The sequence below is a fragment of the Pseudomonas sp. DSP3-2-3 genome (assembly GCF_049898225.1).
Lineage (GTDB): Bacteria > Pseudomonadota > Gammaproteobacteria > Pseudomonadales > Pseudomonadaceae > Aquipseudomonas.
In genome coordinates this window covers 150,298-170,648 of sequence record NZ_JAFCXH010000004.1, presented here as the reverse complement: position 1 = coordinate 170,648, position 20,351 = coordinate 150,298, and the positions used below count along the sequence as shown (strand labels likewise).

Below are 20,351 nucleotides of genomic sequence, written 5' to 3'. Positions count from 1 at the left end.
GCATCAGTAAGGGAGGCGTATGAACTGGGATGACACCCGGGTATTTCTGGCTATATGTCGCAAGGCCACGTTGCGTGGGGCTGCGCGGGTGCTGGGCGTGGATCAGGCCACGGTGGGGCGTCGGCTCGGCGCGCTGGAAAAAGCCCTGGGCACGACCTTGTTCCTGCGTACCTCCGACGGCTATGTGCTGACCATGGCCGGGGAAGCCGCGCTGAAAGCCGCACAAAAAATGGAGCAGTCAGCGCTGGAGCTGCAACGGCAGATTCTCGGTCTCGACGAGCGATTGACCGGCGACGTACGCATTACCAGCACCGATTCCCTGGCCGTTGACTTCGTGATCCCGGCCATTGCCAGCCTGCAGCAGGTTCATCCCGACATCAAAGTCCGGCTCGACACCTCGATTGAAGTGGCCAGCCTGTCCAAGCGTGAAGCCGACATCGCGATTCGCAACATCAAGCCGGAGAATCCGGATCTGATCGCCCGCTGCATTGCCCGCTGGCCGGTGGGATTGTTCGCATCGGCGAGCTACGCCGAGCGTCGCGGTCAACCGCCAGCCGGATTTGCCGGGCATGATCTGATCATGTATCAGCCTTATCTGGAGACGGGGAAGCCACCGACCATGTGCTCCGAGCCCATCACCCATGGCCGCTTGGTAGCCACGGTGAATTCGGGCTTGATGATGCGTAAATCCGTTGCGGCCGGGATCGGCATCGGCGAGCTACCGGTTTGTCTGGGAGAAATGGACGGTCTTACGCGCATCTGGCCCGAGCGTTCCCGGTTGACGACTTACGATGTCTGGCTGGTGACCCATGAAGACTTGCGCCACACCGCCAGGGTGCGAGCGGTGATTGAAAAAATCGTCGAAAAGTTTGGCGGAGTTAATTAACGTGGATCAGCAGTAACGCTGGATGTTAATTATTGGAATTGAACGGAATGCTGATATTTAGCGTAATCTATCCAATCGAATTGATAAAAATGTGTTTGCTGCTGCGTTAGTTGCTTTAAAAGTGTTTTGGGATGCCACGAGCAGCCTCGCCGCGCACTTGCAATTCGCCGCAATGTGTAGAGAATTCCGCGCAACAACTGTTTTTTATCAAAAAGCCCCCTTTGGTTATTCTTCCAGCTCTGCTGTGAAGACCGCACTGTTCCAGGAGTTCAAGAACATGGCAGCACTGCAGCAGCGTACCGTGGAAGCACTGAAAAAATCCCAGGCCGGGCTGACGTCCAAATGGCTTGCCAGCCTGGAAGCCAGTGGCGCAACGCGCAACATCAAGGAAGACGAACTCAAGTTGCAGGCCGGCGACTTCCTGCGCCTGGTTATTTCCGTGGCAGAGAAGGGCAGCCATCAGTCGCTGGGTGGCAGTGACTGGGATGAAATTCGCCTGTTCCTGGAAAAGCTGTCCCACAGTCGCGCTCTCAGCGGCCAGGATTCGCAACAGACTGCCAGCTTCATCTTTTCCTTGAAGGGCCCGCTGTTCGCGATGCTGCAAAGCGAGTACGAAGACAGCCCGATGCTGCTCGCCGAACAGGTTCTGGAAATTTCCGACCTGCTGGATGCGTTGGGCATGCACACCATTCGTACTTTCCAGAAATCCCGGGAAGCCGTGATCAAGCGCCAGCAGGAAGAGTTGCTGGAACTGTCCACGCCGGTAGTGAAACTGTGGGATGGCGTGCTGGCACTGCCGATGATCGGCACCCTCGACTCGCAACGCACCCAAGTGGTCATGGAATCGCTGCTGCAACGCATTGTCGACACCGGCTCCGAGATTGCCATCATCGACATTACCGGCGTGCCAACGGTTGATACCCTGGTCGCCCAGCACTTGTTGAAAACAGTGACCGCCATTCGCTTGATGGGCGCTGACTGCATCATCAGCGGCGTGCGTCCACAAATTGCGCAGACCATCGTACACCTTGGCCTGGATCTGCAAGGCGTGGTCACCAAGGCCAATCTTGCCGACGCCCTGGCGCTGGCTTTGCGCCGTCTGGGTTTGACCGTCACCAAGGCGGTGTAGACTCATGGAACGTATTCCGATTCTGCAGATGGGCGCTTACCTGCTCGTCACGATTCAAGTGGATATGCATGATCAGCTCGCCCTGAATCTGCAGGATGACCTCTCCGAACTCATCAATAAAACCTCGGCGCGCGGTGTGCTCATCGACATCTCGGCGCTGGACATCGTCGACTCGTTCGTCGGGCGCATGATCGGCACGATTTCCGGCCTGTCGCGGATCATGGACGCTGAAACAGTGCTGGTGGGCATGCAGCCTGCCGTGGCGATCACGTTGGTCGAACTGGGTATGACCTTGCCCGGCGTCAGCACTGCGCTGAATGTGGAGCGGGGCATGAAGCTGCTGCATGAGCGGGCGCACGCACAATGATCGTGCGTAGCGAGGGTTCCCAGCCCGTGCTGATCGAACAGGATGTGGTACTGGCGCGCCAGACGGCGCGCAAGCTCGCCCAGGATTGCGGGATGCGCCTGATCGACCTGACCAAAATGGTCACGGCGGTCAGTGAGCTCGCCCGCAACACCATGGTGTACGGCGGAGGCGGACATATGGATTGGCAAATCCTCGACGACAATCTGCGCACCGGCTTGCGCATCACGTTCCGCGACGAAGGCCCTGGCATCCCTGATCTCAAGCTGGCCATGACCGATGGCTGGACGTCCGGCAAAGGCATGGGCCTGGGTCTGACCGGCGCCAAGCGTCTGGTGGACGAGTTTGAACTGGACACCGCACCCGGCGCGGGCACTCGGGTAATGATCACCCGATGGATATGATCCTGCGCAGCACCCTGACGCAGGTTTTGTTGATTGAAGACAGCAGCCAGGTCGGACACGCCAGACGCACCGTTCAGCAACTTGCCGAGACGCTGGATTTCTGCGAAGCGGACGCCGGTCGCGCAGCACTGGTGACCACCGAGCTGGCCAGCAATCTGCTCAAGCACGCGACACGCGGTGAACTGCACTTGCGCGCCTTCCGCTCGCCGACCCTGAAGGGCATCGAGGTGATTGCAATCGATCGTGGCCCTGGCTTCGATGTGCATGATTGCCTGACGGATGGGTTCTCCACTCGTGGTACCCAGGGAATCGGGCTGGGTGCGATTTCCCGGCAGGCAGATGTCTTCGATGTCCATTCCGACGCGCGTGGTTCGGTGGTTCTGGCGCGATTCTTCCCTAGAGGACAATCGATCAGCGACGTCAGGTTTGGCGTCAGCCAGCATTCGCTGCATGACGACCCGGCCTGCGGCGATGTCTGGTCCATTGCGGTCAAGGAAGGCTGGGTCAGCGTCTTGATGATTGATGGCCTGGGCCATGGCGAAGACGCCGAGCTTGCGGCCCGGGCAGGTGAAAATGCATTTGTCAGACAACCTTTTGCATCTCCAGCGTTCACATTAGAAGAAATGCACGACGCCATGCGCGGTACCCGTGGCGGCGCTGTTGCTGTTGCGCAATTTGACGGCGCAGGCGATTCATTGCGGTTCGTCGGTATCGGCAATATTGGCGGTACGCTGATCGGCGCGGAGAGACCTCGCGGCCTGGCGTCTCATCCAGGCATCGTGGGTCTGCAATTTCGCAAAGCCCAGACGTTCGATTTCCCTCTGGTTGGTGGCCAATTGTTGATCATGTACAGCGACGGGCTGCAATCACGTTGGGATCTGCGCGAGTATATGGGGTTGGCGTTCCGCCATCCGGCGGTCATCGCGGCAGTGCTGCATCGCGATTTTTGCCGGGGCCGTGATGATGTGACTGTTCTAGTGATTGCCCTGGAGACTGCCAATGCCTGAGTCACCCACCGCCGACGATAATGATCTCAGTCTTGAGCTTGCACGCGTGCGGGCAGAAGCGGACGCCTTGCGCACTGAGCTCGATGAAACCAATCAAGGCGTGCTCGCGCTGTATGCCGAACTCGACAATCAGGCCAATGAACTGCGTCAGGCTTCGGATCTGAAAAGCCGCTTCCTGTCCTACATGAGCCATGAGTTCAGGACGCCGCTGGGTTCGATCCTGAGTATTTCCAGCCTGCTCACCGATGAAGTGGACGGGCCGTTGGCCACCGAGCAACATCGGCAGGTCGCATTTATCAGCAGTGCCGCACGTGAGCTGTCCGATATGGTCGATGATCTTCTGGATCTGGCCAAGATCGAGGCCGGACGCATTACCATTTCGCCGGCCTGGTTTGACATGTTCGACCTGTTTGCAGCCCTGCGCGGCATGTTTCGCCCGATCGTCAATATGTCTTCGGTGGACCTGATTTTCGAAGAGCCCATTGGCTTGCCACGGCTGTTCACCGATGACAAGAAGCTCGGGCAGATCCTGCGCAACTTTATTTCCAACTCCTTGAAGTTCACCCAGCGCGGTGAGGTGCGGGTCTCGGCATGTATGGAAAACGACCACGAAGTGCGTTTCGCCGTCAGTGATACCGGCGTTGGAATTCCAGAAGAAATGCTCGGTGAGCTGTTCGAGGATTTCTCACAGATCGATTCGCCGTTGCAAAAACGCTGGCGCGGCACGGGGCTTGGATTATCCCTGTGCAAACGCTTCGCCGAGCTGCTGGGCGGACGGGTAGGGGTGCAGAGCAAGCCTGGCGTCGGCTCGACCTTCTTTGTGATCATTCCGTTGGCGATTGCCGGGGAGCCTGGCGATGAAGCGTGAAATCCGCCTGTTGATCGTCGACGACAATGCTGCCACGCGCTATGCCTTGCGTCGGCGCATGGAACTCCATGACTTTGTCGTGCTTGAAGCCGGCACGGGTAATGAAGGTCTGGCGCTGATTGCATCTGAAGCGCCCGATGCGCTGATTCTCGACGTCAACCTTCCGGATATGAGCGGTTTTGATATCGTGCGCCTGCTGCGCTCTGAGCCGCGCACGGCGCTGCTGCCCGTGGTGCACGTGTCGGCGGCGTCGATCCAGACGGCCGATATCGTCACCGGTCTTGAAGCCGGGGCTGATGCTTATCTGGTGCATCCGGTGGACGCGGATGTGTTGCTGGCAACCCTGCGCACACTGTTGCGAGTGCGGGACACCGAATACGCCCTGCGCGAAAGCGAGGCACGGTTCCGGGAAATCTTCGTCAATATATCTGCGCCGATTGCGGTGATGGATGCCGATCTTAAAGTGCATGAATGCAATCATGCGTTCGCCCAGCTGATTCAAAAAAGTATTTCCCAGCACACGATGCTCGATTCGCTGGCGGCAGATCAGGAGGAAATCATCCAGCAACTGCGCGCCGGGCTGCTGGCAGGAGAGCGCTGGAGAGGCACGCTGCTGATGTCGGTCAAAGGCGAAGTTCGGGAAACCGAGTGGCAGATATCCCCGTACCGTACGCCGGAACTGAGCCTGGTGTTCGTCGAAGATGTCACCGAGCATCGCCAGCGTGAGCAGTCGCATCTGCGCCAGCTCGACACCGTGAATACTCAGTTGGCCCATGAAGTCGCCGAGCGCGCACGCACTGAAGCGCAGCTGTTACAGGCGCAGAAAATGGACGCCATCGGCAAGCTTACAGGCGGCATTGCCCATGACTTCAACAACTTGCTGACCGGGATCATCACCGGCATCGAGCTGATCAAAAAACGCACCGATGAAAATCGTCCGGAGCGGGTCGCGCGCTATGCCGATGCAGCCCTGGCTTCGGCCATGAGCGCAGCGGCATTGACGCATCGGTTATTGGCGTTTGCCCGTCAGCAGCCACTGGATGCCAGGCCCATCGATGTCAACGAGCACATTCGCTCTCTGGAAGACCTGCTCAGCCGGACCATTGGCAAGCGCATTACGCTGACCCTGGACCTGACCTCCAAATCAGCCGTGGCGTTGGTGGATTCCAGCCAGCTGGAAAGCGCGATACTCAATCTGGTCATCAACGCGCGGGATGCACTTCCCGGCGGCGGCAACGTGCGAGTCACGACGTTCGCGGCGCACTCCAAAGGCGATCCCCGCGTGGCTGACGGGGCGTACATCGCGTTGTCGGTCAAGGATGACGGCATCGGCATCGATCACAGCGTGATCGACAAAGTATTCGATCCATTTTTTACCACCAAACCCATTGGCGAAGGCACCGGGCTCGGGCTTTCCACCATTTACGGCTTCGCCAGGCAGTCCGGCGGGGACGTGCTGATTCGCAGCGTTGCCGGGCATGGCACCGAAGTGACGCTGATGATTCCCGCGGCCGCCGACGTTCTGCCTGCCCAGGCGGAACCCGGCATGCCGGTCCAGCCGGGTGCCGGCGAACATATTCTCATCGTCGAGGACACGGCATCGGTGCGCATGTTCGTCAACGAGCTGCTGGTGGACAACGGTTACCGCTGCACGCAAGCCGCAGACGTTGCCACCGCTCTGGATATTCTCGAGAACGATTCCTCGGTGGATTTGCTGTTGTCCGACGTTGGCCTGCCGCACATGAATGGCCGGGAACTGGCCGACCGCGCGCGGGTATGGCGGGAAAACCTGCCGGTGCTATTCATGACCGGCTACGCAGAGAATGCGGTCAACCGTCAACGTTTCCTCGGCGAACGCATGGATATGGTCATCAAGCCGTTCCAATTGAACGCCCTGCTGGAGAAAGTCCGCAAGATGCTCGAAAGCCCGACAACCGCTCTCTAGCGCCTCTAAAACGGGCTCGGCGTGACACGCCAGGCCCGGAAATGAGTGACCGGGCAGTCAGAACAAAAATATGTAGTGCTCTAAAAAAATCACTACATAAGTGTTGACGCTTCCCCCTCCGCCTTGCATTATGCAGCTGTCTCCCCGATCGGGAGAGCGGTAAAAGGGTGTTCTGACATGCACGACGAGCCGTCGTGATGTTCCCGGATGTGTGCTGCCCACAAGGCAGATTGATGAAGCTGACCTGGCATGATCCCTGACCGGATTCGAGATGCTGGCGAAACGTCCTCATGAGGCTTGTGGTTGACAGTCAATTGTTAGTTGTCAGCGCTGTAATAGCCTTTTGAACCAGGATTTTACGCAACTTCTCCTCTCGTTGTGGTGCTCTTGCGCAGCAGTGTTTTATCAAGGCTACACGCATCTATTCATGGGCCGGATCTGCAAGTTGTCTGACAGCGAATGTCATGCAGGTGCAGCGACACAAATCCACTGGCCGATTGATCATGTGTATTAGCTAACTAATTAAACCCGGTTGACGAGCGGTCAAGGAGCATTCAAATGAATTTGAACAAACAACCTACTATTGATGAACTGGCCCAATTGTTCGCCGCGCGCAAAGACAGTCTGGACAGCCATGTATTGTGGATCAGCAACGAGGGCGATGTTCACGTCGATCCGCTGACTTGCCAGGAAAACGAATTCGGCAAGAGCCACCCGGAAATGCGCGCCCGCCTACGGACCTATCGTCGCGGTCACGGCTATGTTGGCAAGAAAGCCGCCGCCGACAAAGTGTTCATGAACCGGGTTCTGCAAACCCTGAAGAATGAATGGATCGCAACACAACAGCAGTCCGACGTCCGTGTTGTTGATCGTCTCTACTGATAAGCAGTTAACCCTATAACGATTAATAAAGAGTTGTTTCGCTTCTTGCTCCCGGAGAATATCCGGGGGCTTTTTTTATGGGTGTTTGTTAAGTGATCGCGCGCTGTTGATTACTTTCACCACCGCTGATGCGTCCCACGAACTGGCCATGTACTAGAATCAAATTTGCGTACCCCGTCAGCTGTTCTGTGGAGGACATGTGCCATGAATGATTCCGAGCAAAAAACTCCGACGCCTGAAGATGAAAAAAAGCCGGCGACCGGTCCTGGTAACTGGCATCCGCTGGACCGCATTCGTCAGCAGTTCGACCATATGTTGAACGAGTTCAACAGCCTGCCTTCAATCCTTTCCCGCAGCGGCCGGTTTGATGTGCAACCATTCTGGTCAGGGGAGTTTTCCGGTGTCCAGGCGCCTGCCGTTGATATTCGGGAAACCGCAACCACCTACGAAATCGCCGCAGAAGTGCCAGGCGCCGACGAGGAGAGCCTGACCGTCAAGATCATCGACGGCAACCTGCGGATCAAAGGCGAGAAACCCGAGAACAAGTCGGACTCATCCGCCAGCTATCACCTGACGGAACGCCGTTATGGGCATTTCGAAAGAACCTTCAGTCTGCCCACGGGGGTCGATGCCGAGCATATCCAGGCGCATTTCAGCAGGGGCGTGCTGAATATCACGCTGCCCAAGAAGCCTGCGGCACCGAAGCCGGAAACCACGGTGAATATTTCCTTGGATTGAGCGTCGCCGCGCGCCCTTGAGGCCTGGCGCAGTCAGGCGGCTGTCAAACGTCATCGACGCTGATCGAAACTATGGTTAGGCTTTGCTGGCGTTTCTCGTCCCGTTTCAGGTTGCCCGGAGGAGAGCGGACTCTCCATTTCGATCTTCAAGGCGTGTGTATGGATTTGCGGCAACTCGAAGCGTTTGCGGCCGTCATGTCGGCAGGCAGTGTGACTGCGGCAGGGAAGATGCTCGGTCGTTCCCAGCCGTCGGTGACGCGAGTCATTCAGGAGCTTGAGCAGGAATTGGGTTTTGCCCTGTTCGAGCGCAGCGGCCCGAAAGTCACGCCGACCCAGAAGGCGTTCATGATGTACGCCGACGTCGAGAGTGCCCTGCTGGGGATTCGCAATATCCGCCAGCGAGCCCAGCACATTGCTATGGACGAAAACCGCCAGATCAAGCTGGTGGCGATTCCGGCGCTGGCCGCCGGACTATTGCCGCTGGCGCTATCGCGCTTGCCGCAAGATTTGCGCCCGCAACACATTCAGCTGCACAGCATGTCCCCGGAAAACGTCGTGCAGGCCGTGCTTTCCAAAACGATGGATCTGGGTGCCGTGAGTTTGCCGCTGGAACATCGGGGTCTGGACATCCACTGGATTGGCGAATCGCCCTGCGTTGCGGTGCTGGCGGCTGATTCGGAGTTGGCAACGCTGGAGGTCTTGCCCATGGAGGTGCTGGCCCGGCAGCCACTGATCACGATGTCCAATCCTTATCGGTTCCGCCGCCGCATCGACAAAGCGTTTCAGGATCATGGCGGTGGTGAGCCGCTGATGCTCGATACCAACACTTCATTGGTAGCCATGCAAATGGCCCGTGTCGGGCTGGGTGTCGCGCTGGTTGATCCCTTTACCGCCGTTGGCGTGCCGCTGGAGGGCGTTGTAGTGCGTCCCATCGAATGCAACATTCCCTTCTTCTTCGGCCTGGTATCAGCCTTTGCCAGTCCACTTTCGGATGTCTCGCAAGCCTTGGTGACTGAGCTGGCGAACTCGGCCAAGACGTTGCTGCCTGCCCTGATCATGCACGATCCCGCGGCCCATGATGCTTTATTGCAGAGCATTTACGCCGGTTGATAGGCCCGCTACTTGCCTGGCAGGCCGCACACTCCGCCTGTGTAATAACCTGTAAGAATATCAATATTCTTTTTTGGAAGTTGATGGAATAAAGGGAGGCTCTTAGTATTCGGAATCTGCATTCAATAGGCCTATGAATGCGTAAATTTATGACTGTGGAATGCTTTTTGTATAGAAATTGAGCAATTTCCTCTGTCAACCAGCCGAGTATTGAGAATGTCCGACGTGAATGAACCCATGGGTCTTGCCCTTCTGGAAGCCCGGCTGCGCCAGGATCTGCAATGGCTGGATCTGCCTGCCGCTGCCTGGGTCAAGTCGCGGTTCAACGACGGGCAACCGGTGCTGGATATCGCCATCATCGGAGGCGGCATGGCGGGTCTGGCATTGGCGGCGGAACTGCGCAACCTGGGCGTTGGCACGCGGGTGTTCGACCAGGCGCCGACAGGATTCGAAGGCCCTTGGGCCACGACCGCACGCATGGAAACCCTGCGCTCGCCCAAGCAACTGACCGGCCCGGCATTGGGTTTACCCGCATTGACCTTTCGCGCCTGGTTTGAGGCGCAATTCGGCCTGCCGGCATGGAATGCCCTGGACAAGATTCCGCGTCTGCAATGGGCGGACTACCTGCGCTGGTATCGCAAGGTGCTGGATCTGGACGTACGCAATGAACACCGTGTCGAACGGGTCCAGCCGCGTGCCGATGGTCTGGTGGAGCTGGATATTGCCCATGGCGACCAGGTGCAGCAGGTGGTGGCGCGCCATGTGGTGCTGGCCACCGGTCGTGACGGTCTTGGCGGTCCTTGGGTGCCCGATCTGGCCAATGGATTACCGCGCAATCTCTGGACCCACTCGGCGTCGGGTTTGCAGGACGACTGGTTTGTCGGCAAACGCGTGGCGGTCATCGGTGGCGGTGCTTCGGCCATGGACAGCGCGGCCACTGCGCTGGAGGCCGGCGCGCAGCGTGTTGACCTGCTGGTGCGCCGCGCCGAACTGCCACGCATCAATAAGGGCAAGGGTGCTGGCAGTCCGGGCATGACCCATGGCTACTGGCGTCTGCCGGATGTCTGGAAATGGCGCATTCGCAAATACCTCAACGCCCAGCAAGTGCCGCCGCCCCGTGGCAGTACCTTGCGGGTTTCCCGCGCGGCCAACGCGCGCTTTTTGTTGAACAGTCCGATTGTTGCGGTGCAGGAAAATCCGGCTGGCGGCGTGTGGCTGGATACGCCGACCGCCAGGCTCGAATACGATTTCCTGGTGTTCGCCACTGGGTTTCGTACCAACTTCCAGCTGCGTCCTGAATTCGCCGCGTTCGCACCGCATATCAAGGTCTGGAGCGACAGTTTCACACCGCCGGGCAACGAACCCGATCCGGAGCTGGATGATCTGCCGGACCTCGGCCTGAGCTTTGAGTTTCAGGAAAAGACCCCCGGCGCCTGTCCGGGCATCAGCCAGATTCATTGCTTCAACTACACCGCGTCCCTGAGCTATGGGGCGGTTTCGGGCGATATCCCGGCCATTAGCGAAGGCGCCAAACGCCTGGCTCATGGTTTGGTTGGCCAGTTGTTCAACGAAGACATCGAACAGCATTTCAACGCGATGCAGAACTACGCCGAACCGGAATTGCTCGGCGATGAATGGGTCGCGGGCGAACCCACGGCCAGCGAGTTGCGCGGATGATCGGCTGGCTGGTACGGCGCTTGAGTCAATCGCTGTTGGTGGTGCTGCTCATGACGCTGGTGGTGTTCATTGGTCTGAACGCCATTGGCAATCCGATGGATATCCTGGTCGGTGAAGACCTGAACCAGACCGAACGCCTGGCGGCCATCGCTCATCTGGGCCTGGACAAACCGTTGTGGCAGCAATATCTGCTGTTTCTCAAAGGCGCGGTGTACGGCAATCTCGGCCAGAGCTTTGTCTATCACGAAGACGCCATGCGCCTGATCGTGCAGCGTCTGCCCGCTACTTTCGAACTGGCCTTCAGTGCGATGTTGCTCGCCGTGCTGTTGGGCGTGCCATTGGGGATGTTCGCCGGTACTTATCCCGATCACCCGCTTTCGCGGCTGTTGATGGCCACCAGCATTATCGGTTTTTCGCTGCCGGCGTTCTGGGTCGCGTTGATGATGATCATGCTGTTTTCCATCAAGCTGGGCTGGCTGCCCGCCAGCGGGCGGGGCGCAACCCGCGAGCTTTTTGGCGTGCAGTGGTCGTTCCTGACCCTGGACGGGCTGCAACATCTGATTCTGCCGGCATTGAATCTGGCGCTGTTCAAGATATCCCTGGTGCTGCGCCTGACCCGCGCCGGTGTGCGTGAAGTGTTGCCGCAGGAATACGTGAAGTTCGCCCGCGCCAAAGGGCTCTCGCCGATCCGGGTGATGTGCATGCACGTGATGCGCAACACCATGATTCCACTGGTCACGGTGTTGGCCATGGAGCTGGGGTCGACCATCGCCTACGCGGTGGTGACGGAAAGTATTTTTGCCTGGCCTGGTGCCGGCAAGTTGATTCTGGACAGCATCAATATGCTGGATCGACCTGTGGTCGTGGCGTATCTGATGGTGGTCGTGGTGATTTTCGTGGTGCTCAATCTGATCGTCGATGGCCTGTATTACTTCCTCGATCCTCGGGTCCGCGTCGAGGTGAAACCATGAGCCAGGTTGCTGTTACAACCGCTAAATCCACCTTCAAGGCACAGTCGCCATGGCAGCGCGGCATGGCCGAGTTCAAAGGCTCGACCACGGCAGTGGTCGGTCTGGTGCTGTTGCTGGTCATTGTCCTGGTGGCGGTGTTGGCGCCGTGGATCGTGTTTCAGAACCCTTATGATTTGATGCAGCTCAACGTGCTCGACGCTCGCCTGCCACCCGGCACGGCGAATGTCGACGGTGGCTATACCTATTGGCTGGGCACCGATGGTCAGGGCCGCGATTTGCTTTCGGCGATCATTTACGGGTTACGCATCAGCCTGTGGGTAGGGATTGGTTCGGCGCTGATCGCTGCCGTGATCGGCACTATGCTCGGCTTGTTGTCGGCCTACGCAGGCGGCTGGGTCGATGCATTGCTGATGCGTCTGGTGGATTTGCTGTTGTCGTTCCCGGTCATCCTCATGGCGCTGATGATTCTGGCGTGGCTGGGCAAAGGCGTCGGCAACGTGATGCTGACGCTGGTGGTGCTGGAATGGGCGTATTACGCGCGCACGGCTCGTGGTCAGGCGTTGACCGAAAGCCGTCGTGAATATGTCGATGCCGCTCGCGGACAAGGAATCGGACCGTGGCGCATCGTGGTCGGGCACATTCTGCCCAACTGCCTGCCGCCGCTGATCGTCATTGGCGCGTTGCAAATCGCCCGGGCCATCACCCTGGAAGCGACGCTGTCGTTCCTTGGTCTTGGCGTGCCGATCACCGAGCCGTCCCTGGGCTTGCTCATCGCCAACGGCTTTCAGTACATGCTCAGCGACGAATACTGGATCAGCTTCTTTCCGGGGCTGGCGCTGTTGATCACCATTGTCGCGATCAATCTGGTGGGCGACCGCCTGCGCGACGTGCTTAACCCGAGGTTGCAGCGATGAGCGCGCCGTTGAGCTCTTTCGAGCAGTCGTCTGCCGGGCAAGCGACGCTGGACGTGCGCGGCCTGTGCACCTCGTTTTATACCCGCGCCGGGGTGTTGCCTGCGGTCCGCGATGTGTCCCTGAGTATTCAGCCGGGGCGGATTCTCGGTCTGGTGGGCGAGTCCGGATCGGGCAAGTCGGTTACCGGGTTTTCCATCCTCGGTCTGGTGGACGAACCGGGGCGGATCAGCGGCGGGCAAGTGCTCTTTCAGGGCCGTGACCTGACGCTGTTGTCGCCCAGGGAACTGCGCAACCTGCAAGGCAATCGCATTGCGATGATCTTTCAGGACCCGATGATGACGCTCAATCCGGTGTTGCGCATCGATACGCAAATGATCGAAGCGGTGCGTGCGCATCAACCGGTCAGCCGCGCCGAAGCCCGCGCGCGCGCCAGCCGGACTTTGGCATTACTGGGTATCGCCAGCCCCGACGAGCGTTTGCGCGCCTATCCGCATCAATTGTCCGGCGGCATGCGCCAGCGCGTAGCGATTGCCATTGCCTTATTGCATTCACCTGACCTGATCATTGCCGACGAACCCACCACGGCGCTGGACGTGACGATTCAGGCGCAGATCCTCAGTGAAGTGCAGAAGCTGGTGCGCCAGCAGAACACGTCGCTGATCTGGATTACTCACGACCTGTCCGTGGTTGCCGGGCTGGCCGATGACATCGCGGTGATGTACGCCGGACGCATCGTCGAGCAAGGCACTGTCGCTGCTGTTCTGGATTCCCCGCAGCATCCGTATACCCAAGGGCTGATCGACAGCCTGCCAAGCCGCAACAAGCGCGGTCAGCGGTTGCGGCAGATTCCGGGCATGGCCCCCGATCTGTTGTCGATGCCCGCCGGTTGCGCCTTTGCCGCGCGCTGCAGCAGGGCTTCGGACGTCTGCGCGCAGGAGCCGCCCAATCAGGAACTGGCACCGGGCCGCTGGGTCCGCTGCTTTCATCCGGGAGCTGCCGATGAACAGTGAATCAATGCCGATCATCGAACTGCGTCAGGTCAGCAAGACCTTCGGCAAAGCCAGTCCCGACACGACGCTGGAACACGTGCTGCAAGGTCTGCAACTGAGTCGGCGCAAATCGGTGACGCACGCGGTTGACCGGGTGGATCTGCGCATTGCCAGGGGTGAAGTCGTGGGCCTGGTCGGCGAGTCCGGCTGCGGCAAGTCGACCCTCGGGCGCATGGTGGCCGGATTGTTGCCGGTGTCTTCCGGCACCGCGTCCATCGATGGCAAGTCGCTGCAGGATCTCACCAGCGAAGAGCGCCATGCCGCGCGGCTGAAGATCCAGATGATTTTCCAGGACCCGTCCGCCAGCCTCAATCCGCGCCTGCGGGTCGACCGGATCGTCGGCGAGGGCGCGCTGTTGCATGGCTTGACCGACAAGGCCGGGTTCGACGATTACGTCAGCGCCCAGTTGCAGCGCGCCGGGCTCAGCCCGCAATTGCGCCAGCGTTATCCGCACCAGTTCAGCGGCGGTCAGCGCCAGCGCATCGGCATTGCCCGGGCGCTGGCGGTCCAGCCGGAATTACTCGTTTGCGACGAGTCGGTGGCCGCGCTGGATGTGTCGATTCAGGCGCAGATCCTCAATCTGTTCATGGACCTGCGCGATGAGCTGGGGCTGACCTATCTGTTCATCAGCCACGACCTGGGCGTGGTCGAGCATCTGTGCGACCGGGTGGTGGTGATGTACCTGGGCCGGGTCGTGGAAAGCGCTGATGTCGACGATCTGTTCGCCCGCGCCAACCATCCCTACACCCAGGCATTGCTGGCGCAGATTCCGCGTTTCGATATTCGCAGTGCCCGTTATGACGCGATCAAAGGGGAAATCCCCAGCCCGCTGAACCCGCCCGCCGGGTGTCATTTCCATCCCCGTTGCCCGCACGCCATGGCGCGCTGCCGCGAGGAAGCTCCACCGCTGAGGGAGGTTGCGCCCAACCACCTGAGCGCTTGCCACCTCAACGAAACAGCCTGAACGGGTGCGCATCGTCGCCTGTCACGCTCATTGCCATTGCGTACAAGGAAATAACCCATGAAACCACTTGTTCGTTCACTGCTGGCCTCGGCCCTGATTCTGGCCGCTGGCAGTGTCTCGGCGCAGACCTTGCGCATCGGTTACGCCGATCCCGTTTCGTCCCTGGACCCTGAGTTGAACAACTATGCCGGCGATCGCTCGGTGGCGCTGCATGCCTTCGAATCGCTGGTTAACCGCCACGACGACAAAACCCTGCCGGGGCTGGCCAAGAGCTGGAAGGTGCTGGACGACAAGACCTGGGAGTTCGCCCTGCGCGATGACGTCAAATGGCAGGACGGAACGCCGCTGACCGCTGACGATTTCGTGTTTTCATTCGAGCGTTCGCGTGCCGTGCCGGGCTCGGTTGCCTCGTATGCAGGGGCCATGCGTACCGTGGAATCGGTGCAGGCCAGGGACGAGCACACACTGATCATCAAGACCCGCTCGCCGAACGCCAACCTGCTGCCGGATGTCGACTCGATTTATGTCGTCAGCCGTCACGTGGGCGCAACCGCCGCCAGCGCCGATTACAACTCCGGCAAAGCCATGGTCGGCACCGGGCCTTACCGTTTCGTTTCCTATGTGCCGGGGGATCGGACGATCTTCGCGCGTAACAAAGACTATTGGGGCGGGAAGCCGCTGTGGGATTCGGTGGATTATCGCTTCATCGCCAACGCCGCCAGCCGTACCGCCGCCTTGCTGGCGGGCGATGTGGACGTGATCGACAAGGTTTCGCCGACCGACGTGGCGCGCCTGCGCCAGAGCCCGGAAGTGAAGGTCTACGCCTATGCCGGTTTGCGCGCCTTGTTGATTCAACCAAGCTTCCGCGCCGGTCCCAACGAATACATCCGTGACAACGCCGGCAAGACGCTTGAGCAGAACCCGTTGCTCGACGTGCGCGTGCGCAAGGCGCTGTCCCTGGCGATCAATCGTCCGGCCATCGTCGAACGCATCATGCAAGGCACCGTGACCGAGGCCAACCAGTGGATGCCGGCCAACACCTTCGGCTACAACCCGGAACTGAAGAACATTGCCTATGACCCGACGGCGGCCAAGGCGCTGCTCAAGGAGGCGGGCTTCCCCGAGGGTTTCCAGCTGACGGTGCATGTGCCGGGTGATCGCTATCCGCAGGCGCCGGAAGCCATGCAGGCTGTGGCGCAGTTCTGGTCGCGGATCGGCGTGAAGGTGCAGCTGGAAGTGCTGCCTTGGGCGGTCTATGCCGGCAAGGCGAACAAGAACGAACTGGCCATCAGTGTCATCGCCTGGGGCAACGGCACAGGCGAAGCCGCTTACGCGCTGACCAACATTCTCACCACCGTCGACAGTGCCAAAGGGCAGGGCGCCTCCAACTGGGGTCACTACAGTAATCCGCTGGTCGATCAGGCGCTGGTCAAGGCCACTGCCGAATTCGATGAAGCCAGGCGTCGCGCGATTCTTCAAGAGTCGGCCAAGGTCGTGGCCGACGACGTCGGCATCATCCCGCTGTTTCACTACCAGAACATCTGGGCGTCCCGCAAAGGCCTGAAAGTCGAGCCGCTGGTCAGCGACCGTACCGCCGCGACCATGGTCACCGAGCTGCCTTGAAAACCAGAGGATTTGCCATGAATTCCACCGTTGAACATACAGTCGTTCCCGACGTTCTGGACGACTTGCTGGGCATTGCCCCCGGCAGCCATCTGCGCCAGGTTCGCCACGCGCGGGATAAAGTCGTGGCAGCGACGCAAGGCAGTCATGCGCTGTTTTTCAACGCGCAGTTGCAGGATGGCCTGCCCCTCAACGAGCGCTTGCTGGTGGCGTATTACACCAGCCGTCTGACCCCGAATGAATTGCTGACCGGCTATTACCTGGAGCAATTGCAGGCGCTGAACATCGATCAGGCGCTGCTGGCGCAGATCGATGCCGATGCGCTCGCAAGCCTTGGCGCTCCGCGTCTGCAAGCCGTTCTCGGTTTTACCCGAACCTTGATCCTGAGCCCGGTAGAAGGTGATCAGCAGGCGTTGCAGGTCTTGCAGCAAGCCGGATTGTCCACGGCAGAAATCGTTGTGCTGGCGCAGTTGATCGCCTTTTTGTCCTATCAAGTGCGCCTGGCCGCCGGGCTGAGTGCATTGTCGTCCGCAGGAGTCGCATGATGAGTGAACCGATCCGCATCAACGGCTTCACCAGCGAAGTGCTGGGCTGGAAGGCCTGGTTGCCGACCATCGATCTGGACAGCGCAACCCCGGAACAAGTGGCGGTGCTGGAAGAAAGCCATCCTCAGGCCAAGGTTTCCGATTATTACCTGACGCTGGCCCACGACCCGGAAATCCTGCGCCAGCGTTCCCTGGCCTTCAATGCGATCATGTACGCCCCCGGCGGCTTGTCCCGTGCCGAGCGGGAATTGGCGAGCACCGTGGTATCGCGCATCAATCGCTGTGTGTATTGCGCGTCGGTCCACGCGCAACGCTTCGAGCAGCTGGCCAAGCGCAACGATGTGATCGTGCAGATTTTTGCCGATCCCGAGACGGCGGGCACCACGGATCGCGAAAAAGCCATCGTCCGGTTCGCCATCGACCTGACCCTTGAGCCTGGCGCGCTGGGGGCTGGCAACATCCAGCCATTGCGCGATCAAGGCTTGAATGACAGCGAGGTACTGGACCTGATTCACGCCATTGCAATTTTCGCCTGGGCCAACCGTTTGATGCTCAATCTGGGCGAGCCTGTCTTTGCAGGGCAATCGAGTGTTTGAATAAACTTCACTTAATATTGTACAGGTAGCTATTTGTCGTATAAGTTTTAGTCTTCAGGGTCAGTAGCAAGGTGCAGTAGTGGTCTCTTGGCCTTGCACCCCGTTACTGGCCTTTTTTTGTGCCCCGCTTTTATGTTGCAGCGGTCAGTGAGGCTTTGCATGAGGCGACCCTGGTTGTGGCTGGTCTGGTTGGTGAGCGGCACAAGCCTGGCGGCAGGCTGGCAGGACGCGTTGCCCAATGCGCAAGTCGTCGGCAGCGGTGAGTTTCGCATGTACGGCTTCAGGATCTACACCGCGCGGATGTGGAGCATCACCAGGCCGCTGCAAACTGACAAGCCGTTCGCCCTTGAGCTGACGTATCACCGTTCAATTTCCCGCGAGGATCTGGTGGACGCCAGCATTGATGAGATCAGGCGCACGTCCGGCTCCCAGGTCAGCGCTGCTCAGCTGGTTATCTGGCGAGAGCAGATGCAGCGAGCGTTTGTCGATGTGCAGGAAGGCACCAGGATTATCGGGGTGAACCTGCCAGGTCAGGAAGCGCGATTTTACGTCGGCGATACGTTGCACCAGGTCGTGCAAGATCCTGCGTTTGCCAAGGCTTTTTTCGATATATGGCTGAACGCTGACAGCCGCAATTCCGATCTGCGCGAACAGCTATTGGGTACGGCCGCTCGGTGATCTGGACCCTCTGAAATTAAGGCCTCTGGAAAAAAGGAAAGCGCCATGCTGAAAAGATTCGTGTTGCTGCTGTGTATCGGCCTGGCGGGTTGCAGCGGGGTGCAGGTCAGTCAATACAGCCAGGAAACGCCCAAACTCGACCTGCGCGACTATTTCACCGGTCAGGTTTTGGCCTCAGGAATTTTCCAGAAGCGTTCGGGGGAGGTGACCAAGCGTTTTCATGTGGTGATCAATGGCCGCAGTGAAGGCGACAAGTTGATCCTGCACGAGGCCTTCAACTACAGCGATGGAACGAAACAGACTCGGGTCTGGACGCTGGTCCCGACGGGGCAGGGCAGGTGGAAAGGTACGGCCGGCGATGTGGTGGGCGAGGCGTTTGGCGAAGTTTCCGGCAATACCTTCCACTGGAACTACGTGCTCAACCTGCCGGTGGACGGCAATACCTATGAAGTGCGTTTCGATGACTGGATGTATTTGCTGGACGACCAGACGTTGGCCAATCGCTCTTACATGAGCAAGCTGGGTGTTGAATTGGGCCAGGTGACGTTGTTTTTTCGCAAGCAGTAGGCAAAAACCTCGGTGGAGCGAGGCTTGCCCGCGAAGAACGATAACGCGGTAGGTCTGCTAAACCGAGGCGTCTGTTTCGCGAGCAAGCTCGCTCCCACACAAGTTCGCTCCTACACGCTTATGCCATTCACGCCACCACAGGAATCAACGGATCAGCCGCTGCCAGCGCTTCTGCACGATTGGCAGCCGGTGGGTAGATCCACTGGGTGTTGATCTGCGTCTTGAGCTGTTTACCTTCTTCCTTCACGTACTTCACTTGGCGATCCCAACCTTCGGTGTAGACCGCGCCCCAGGCGCCCAGATCCAGGCAGGTCACGTATTTGACCTGGCTGTAAGGAATCGGCGCGACGCCCAGAAGATCGGCTGCGACGTTGTTACCGGCCGAGCGCCCCAGGGCGATGGCGTGCTGGCAGGTCATCATCGCGTAGTTGCCCAGATCGTCAGTTGCGGCATAGGCCACATCGCCCGTGGCATAGATTGCGTCCTGGCCGATCACTCGCAAGTTGCGATCCACATGCAGGCGCCCAAAGTTGTCGCGTTCGCCAGCAATCTGTTCGGTCAGGCTGCTGGCGCGAACGCCCGCCGTCCACACCACGGTGTTGGCTTCGATGCGTTGACCATCAGCCAGCGTGATGCCGCCGGCATCCACCGAAGCAACGGTGGAATTGACCCGCCATTGCACACCAAGGCTGGCGCTGGCTTCGGCAATCAAAGGTTGCAGTGATTCGCCCAGTGCCGCACCGATTTGCGCACCTCGGTCGACGACGATGACCTTGATATCAGCGTTTTCACCCAGCGCAGCGCGCAGACGCTCTGGCAGTTCGGTCGCCGTCTCGATCCCGGTAAAACCGCCACCGGCCACGATCACGGTGTTACGTGCTGCGGATTCAGGTAGCTGACCCAGGGCATTGATATGCGCCTCAAGGCGGCTGGCTTCTTCAATGCGATCCACATCGAACGCATGCTCCAGCAAGCCGGGCACCTGCGGCCGCACCACGCTGCTGCCGCTGGCGAGGACCAGACGGTCATAGCTCAAGGTGCCTTTGACGCCTTTGGCATCGGTGTAGCCGACACGTTTGCCCGCAACGTCGATCTGGTCCGCAGCGCCCTGGACAAAGCTGACGCCAACGGCTTCGAACAAATCGCCCAGCGGCGCCTGCATGCCATGCACCTCGGCCTCGTAGAAGCGCGGGCGAACTCGCAGTTGCGCCTGTGGGGCCAGGACCGTGACTTCGATGCCCTGATGATCATGCTTATCGAGCAGGCGCGTTGCGCTCAGCGCGCTCCACATGCCACCGAAGCCTGCGCCGACGATCAAGATCTGCTGTTTCATGGTTGTGCCCTTCAAAGATGAATCGATTGAGTGAGTCGAGTTCGTAGTGCCCGGACTACGGAGAGGACGGACGCGAATCGTTGCGTTGGTGCTGCGTCCCTG

General features: G+C 59.4%; 21 protein-coding genes. 20 read left to right on the top strand and 1 reads right to left on the bottom strand.

Annotated elements, in window-relative coordinates:
* Positions 1–19: 19 nt before the first annotated feature.
* From ACP7E4_RS06785 to ACP7E4_RS06690, 20 genes are all read left to right on the top strand, one after another.
* Positions 20–886, top strand: a complete 867-nt coding sequence (locus ACP7E4_RS06785; RefSeq protein ID WP_426112766.1) for a LysR family transcriptional regulator — start codon at positions 20–22, stop codon at positions 884–886.
* Positions 887–1,163: 277 nt separating this feature from the next.
* Positions 1,164–2,015 carry an STAS domain-containing protein gene (locus ACP7E4_RS06780; protein ID WP_426112768.1) on the top strand — a complete coding sequence of 284 codons (852 nt, stop codon included), beginning with the start codon at positions 1,164–1,166 and terminating at the stop codon, positions 2,013–2,015.
* 4 nt (positions 2,016–2,019) lie between these two features.
* Entirely contained in the window at positions 2,020–2,382 is a 363-nt protein-coding gene (locus ACP7E4_RS06775) for an STAS domain-containing protein (protein WP_426112770.1), read from the top strand.
* Entirely contained in the window at positions 2,379–2,783 is a 405-nt protein-coding gene (locus ACP7E4_RS06770) for an anti-sigma regulatory factor (RefSeq protein ID WP_426112772.1), read from the top strand. Before ACP7E4_RS06775 ends, ACP7E4_RS06770 begins: the two co-directional genes overlap by 4 nt.
* Positions 2,774–3,790: an ATP-binding SpoIIE family protein phosphatase gene (locus ACP7E4_RS06765; protein ID WP_426112774.1), complete on the top strand. Its 1,017-nt coding sequence runs from the start codon at positions 2,774–2,776 to the stop codon at positions 3,788–3,790. The genes ACP7E4_RS06770 and ACP7E4_RS06765 overlap by 10 nt, the downstream gene beginning before the upstream one ends.
* A complete protein-coding gene (locus ACP7E4_RS06760) occupies positions 3,783–4,658 on the top strand; it encodes a sensor histidine kinase (RefSeq protein ID WP_426112776.1) in 876 nt (291 codons plus the stop codon). Before ACP7E4_RS06765 ends, ACP7E4_RS06760 begins: the two co-directional genes overlap by 8 nt.
* Complete coding sequence (locus tag ACP7E4_RS06755; protein ID WP_426112778.1) at positions 4,648–6,603, top strand: response regulator; 1,956 nt, start codon at positions 4,648–4,650, stop codon at positions 6,601–6,603. The genes ACP7E4_RS06760 and ACP7E4_RS06755 overlap by 11 nt, the downstream gene beginning before the upstream one ends.
* A 558-nt stretch (positions 6,604–7,161) precedes the next feature.
* Positions 7,162–7,485, top strand: coding sequence for a hypothetical protein (locus ACP7E4_RS06750; protein WP_426112780.1), 324 nt, complete (start codon positions 7,162–7,164; stop codon positions 7,483–7,485).
* 204 nt (positions 7,486–7,689) lie between these two features.
* The gene (locus tag ACP7E4_RS06745) at positions 7,690–8,223 is read left to right on the top strand and encodes an Hsp20/alpha crystallin family protein (RefSeq protein ID WP_426112782.1); all 534 of its coding nucleotides are present in this window, start codon (positions 7,690–7,692) and stop codon (positions 8,221–8,223) included.
* A 158-nt stretch (positions 8,224–8,381) separates the two neighbouring features.
* Positions 8,382–9,332 carry a LysR family transcriptional regulator gene (locus ACP7E4_RS06740; protein ID WP_426112784.1) on the top strand — a complete coding sequence of 317 codons (951 nt, stop codon included), beginning with the start codon at positions 8,382–8,384 and terminating at the stop codon, positions 9,330–9,332.
* A gap of 216 nt (positions 9,333–9,548) precedes the next feature.
* Positions 9,549–11,009 (top strand): SidA/IucD/PvdA family monooxygenase, encoded by a 1,461-nt coding sequence (locus tag ACP7E4_RS06735; protein WP_426112786.1) that lies wholly within the window; start codon positions 9,549–9,551, stop codon positions 11,007–11,009.
* Positions 11,006–11,980 (top strand): ABC transporter permease, encoded by a 975-nt coding sequence (locus ACP7E4_RS06730; protein WP_426112788.1) that lies wholly within the window; start codon positions 11,006–11,008, stop codon positions 11,978–11,980. Before ACP7E4_RS06735 ends, ACP7E4_RS06730 begins: the two co-directional genes overlap by 4 nt.
* Positions 11,977–12,894, top strand: coding sequence for an ABC transporter permease (locus ACP7E4_RS06725; protein ID WP_426112790.1), 918 nt, complete (start codon positions 11,977–11,979; stop codon positions 12,892–12,894). Before ACP7E4_RS06730 ends, ACP7E4_RS06725 begins: the two co-directional genes overlap by 4 nt.
* Positions 12,891–13,904 carry an ABC transporter ATP-binding protein gene (locus ACP7E4_RS06720; protein ID WP_426112792.1) on the top strand — a complete coding sequence of 338 codons (1,014 nt, stop codon included), beginning with the start codon at positions 12,891–12,893 and terminating at the stop codon, positions 13,902–13,904. The genes ACP7E4_RS06725 and ACP7E4_RS06720 overlap by 4 nt, the downstream gene beginning before the upstream one ends.
* Positions 13,894–14,907, top strand: a complete 1,014-nt coding sequence (locus ACP7E4_RS06715; RefSeq protein ID WP_426112794.1) for an ABC transporter ATP-binding protein — start codon at positions 13,894–13,896, stop codon at positions 14,905–14,907. Before ACP7E4_RS06720 ends, ACP7E4_RS06715 begins: the two co-directional genes overlap by 11 nt.
* Before the next feature lie 57 nt (positions 14,908–14,964).
* Positions 14,965–16,530 (top strand): ABC transporter substrate-binding protein, encoded by a 1,566-nt coding sequence (locus ACP7E4_RS06710; protein ID WP_426112796.1) that lies wholly within the window; start codon positions 14,965–14,967, stop codon positions 16,528–16,530.
* 17 nt (positions 16,531–16,547) lie between these two features.
* Positions 16,548–17,075, top strand: a complete 528-nt coding sequence (locus tag ACP7E4_RS06705; protein WP_426112798.1) for a CMD domain-containing protein — start codon at positions 16,548–16,550, stop codon at positions 17,073–17,075.
* Positions 17,075–17,671 carry a peroxidase-related enzyme gene (locus ACP7E4_RS06700; protein ID WP_426112800.1) on the top strand — a complete coding sequence of 199 codons (597 nt, stop codon included), beginning with the start codon at positions 17,075–17,077 and terminating at the stop codon, positions 17,669–17,671. The genes ACP7E4_RS06705 and ACP7E4_RS06700 overlap by 1 nt, the downstream gene beginning before the upstream one ends.
* A gap of 159 nt (positions 17,672–17,830) precedes the next feature.
* A complete protein-coding gene (locus ACP7E4_RS06695; protein ID WP_426112802.1) occupies positions 17,831–18,349 on the top strand; it encodes a chalcone isomerase family protein in 519 nt (172 codons plus the stop codon).
* A gap of 45 nt (positions 18,350–18,394) precedes the next feature.
* Positions 18,395–18,916, top strand: a complete 522-nt coding sequence (locus tag ACP7E4_RS06690; protein ID WP_426112804.1) for a DUF3833 domain-containing protein — start codon at positions 18,395–18,397, stop codon at positions 18,914–18,916.
* Positions 18,917–19,043: 127 nt separating this feature from the next.
* Here the strand turns inward: ACP7E4_RS06690 and ACP7E4_RS06685 are convergent, their stop codons facing one another.
* On the bottom strand, positions 19,044–20,249 hold the full coding sequence (locus ACP7E4_RS06685) for an NAD(P)/FAD-dependent oxidoreductase (protein ID WP_426112806.1): 1,206 nt from the start codon (positions 20,247–20,249) through the stop codon (positions 19,044–19,046).
* Positions 20,250–20,351: the final 102 nt, after the last annotated feature.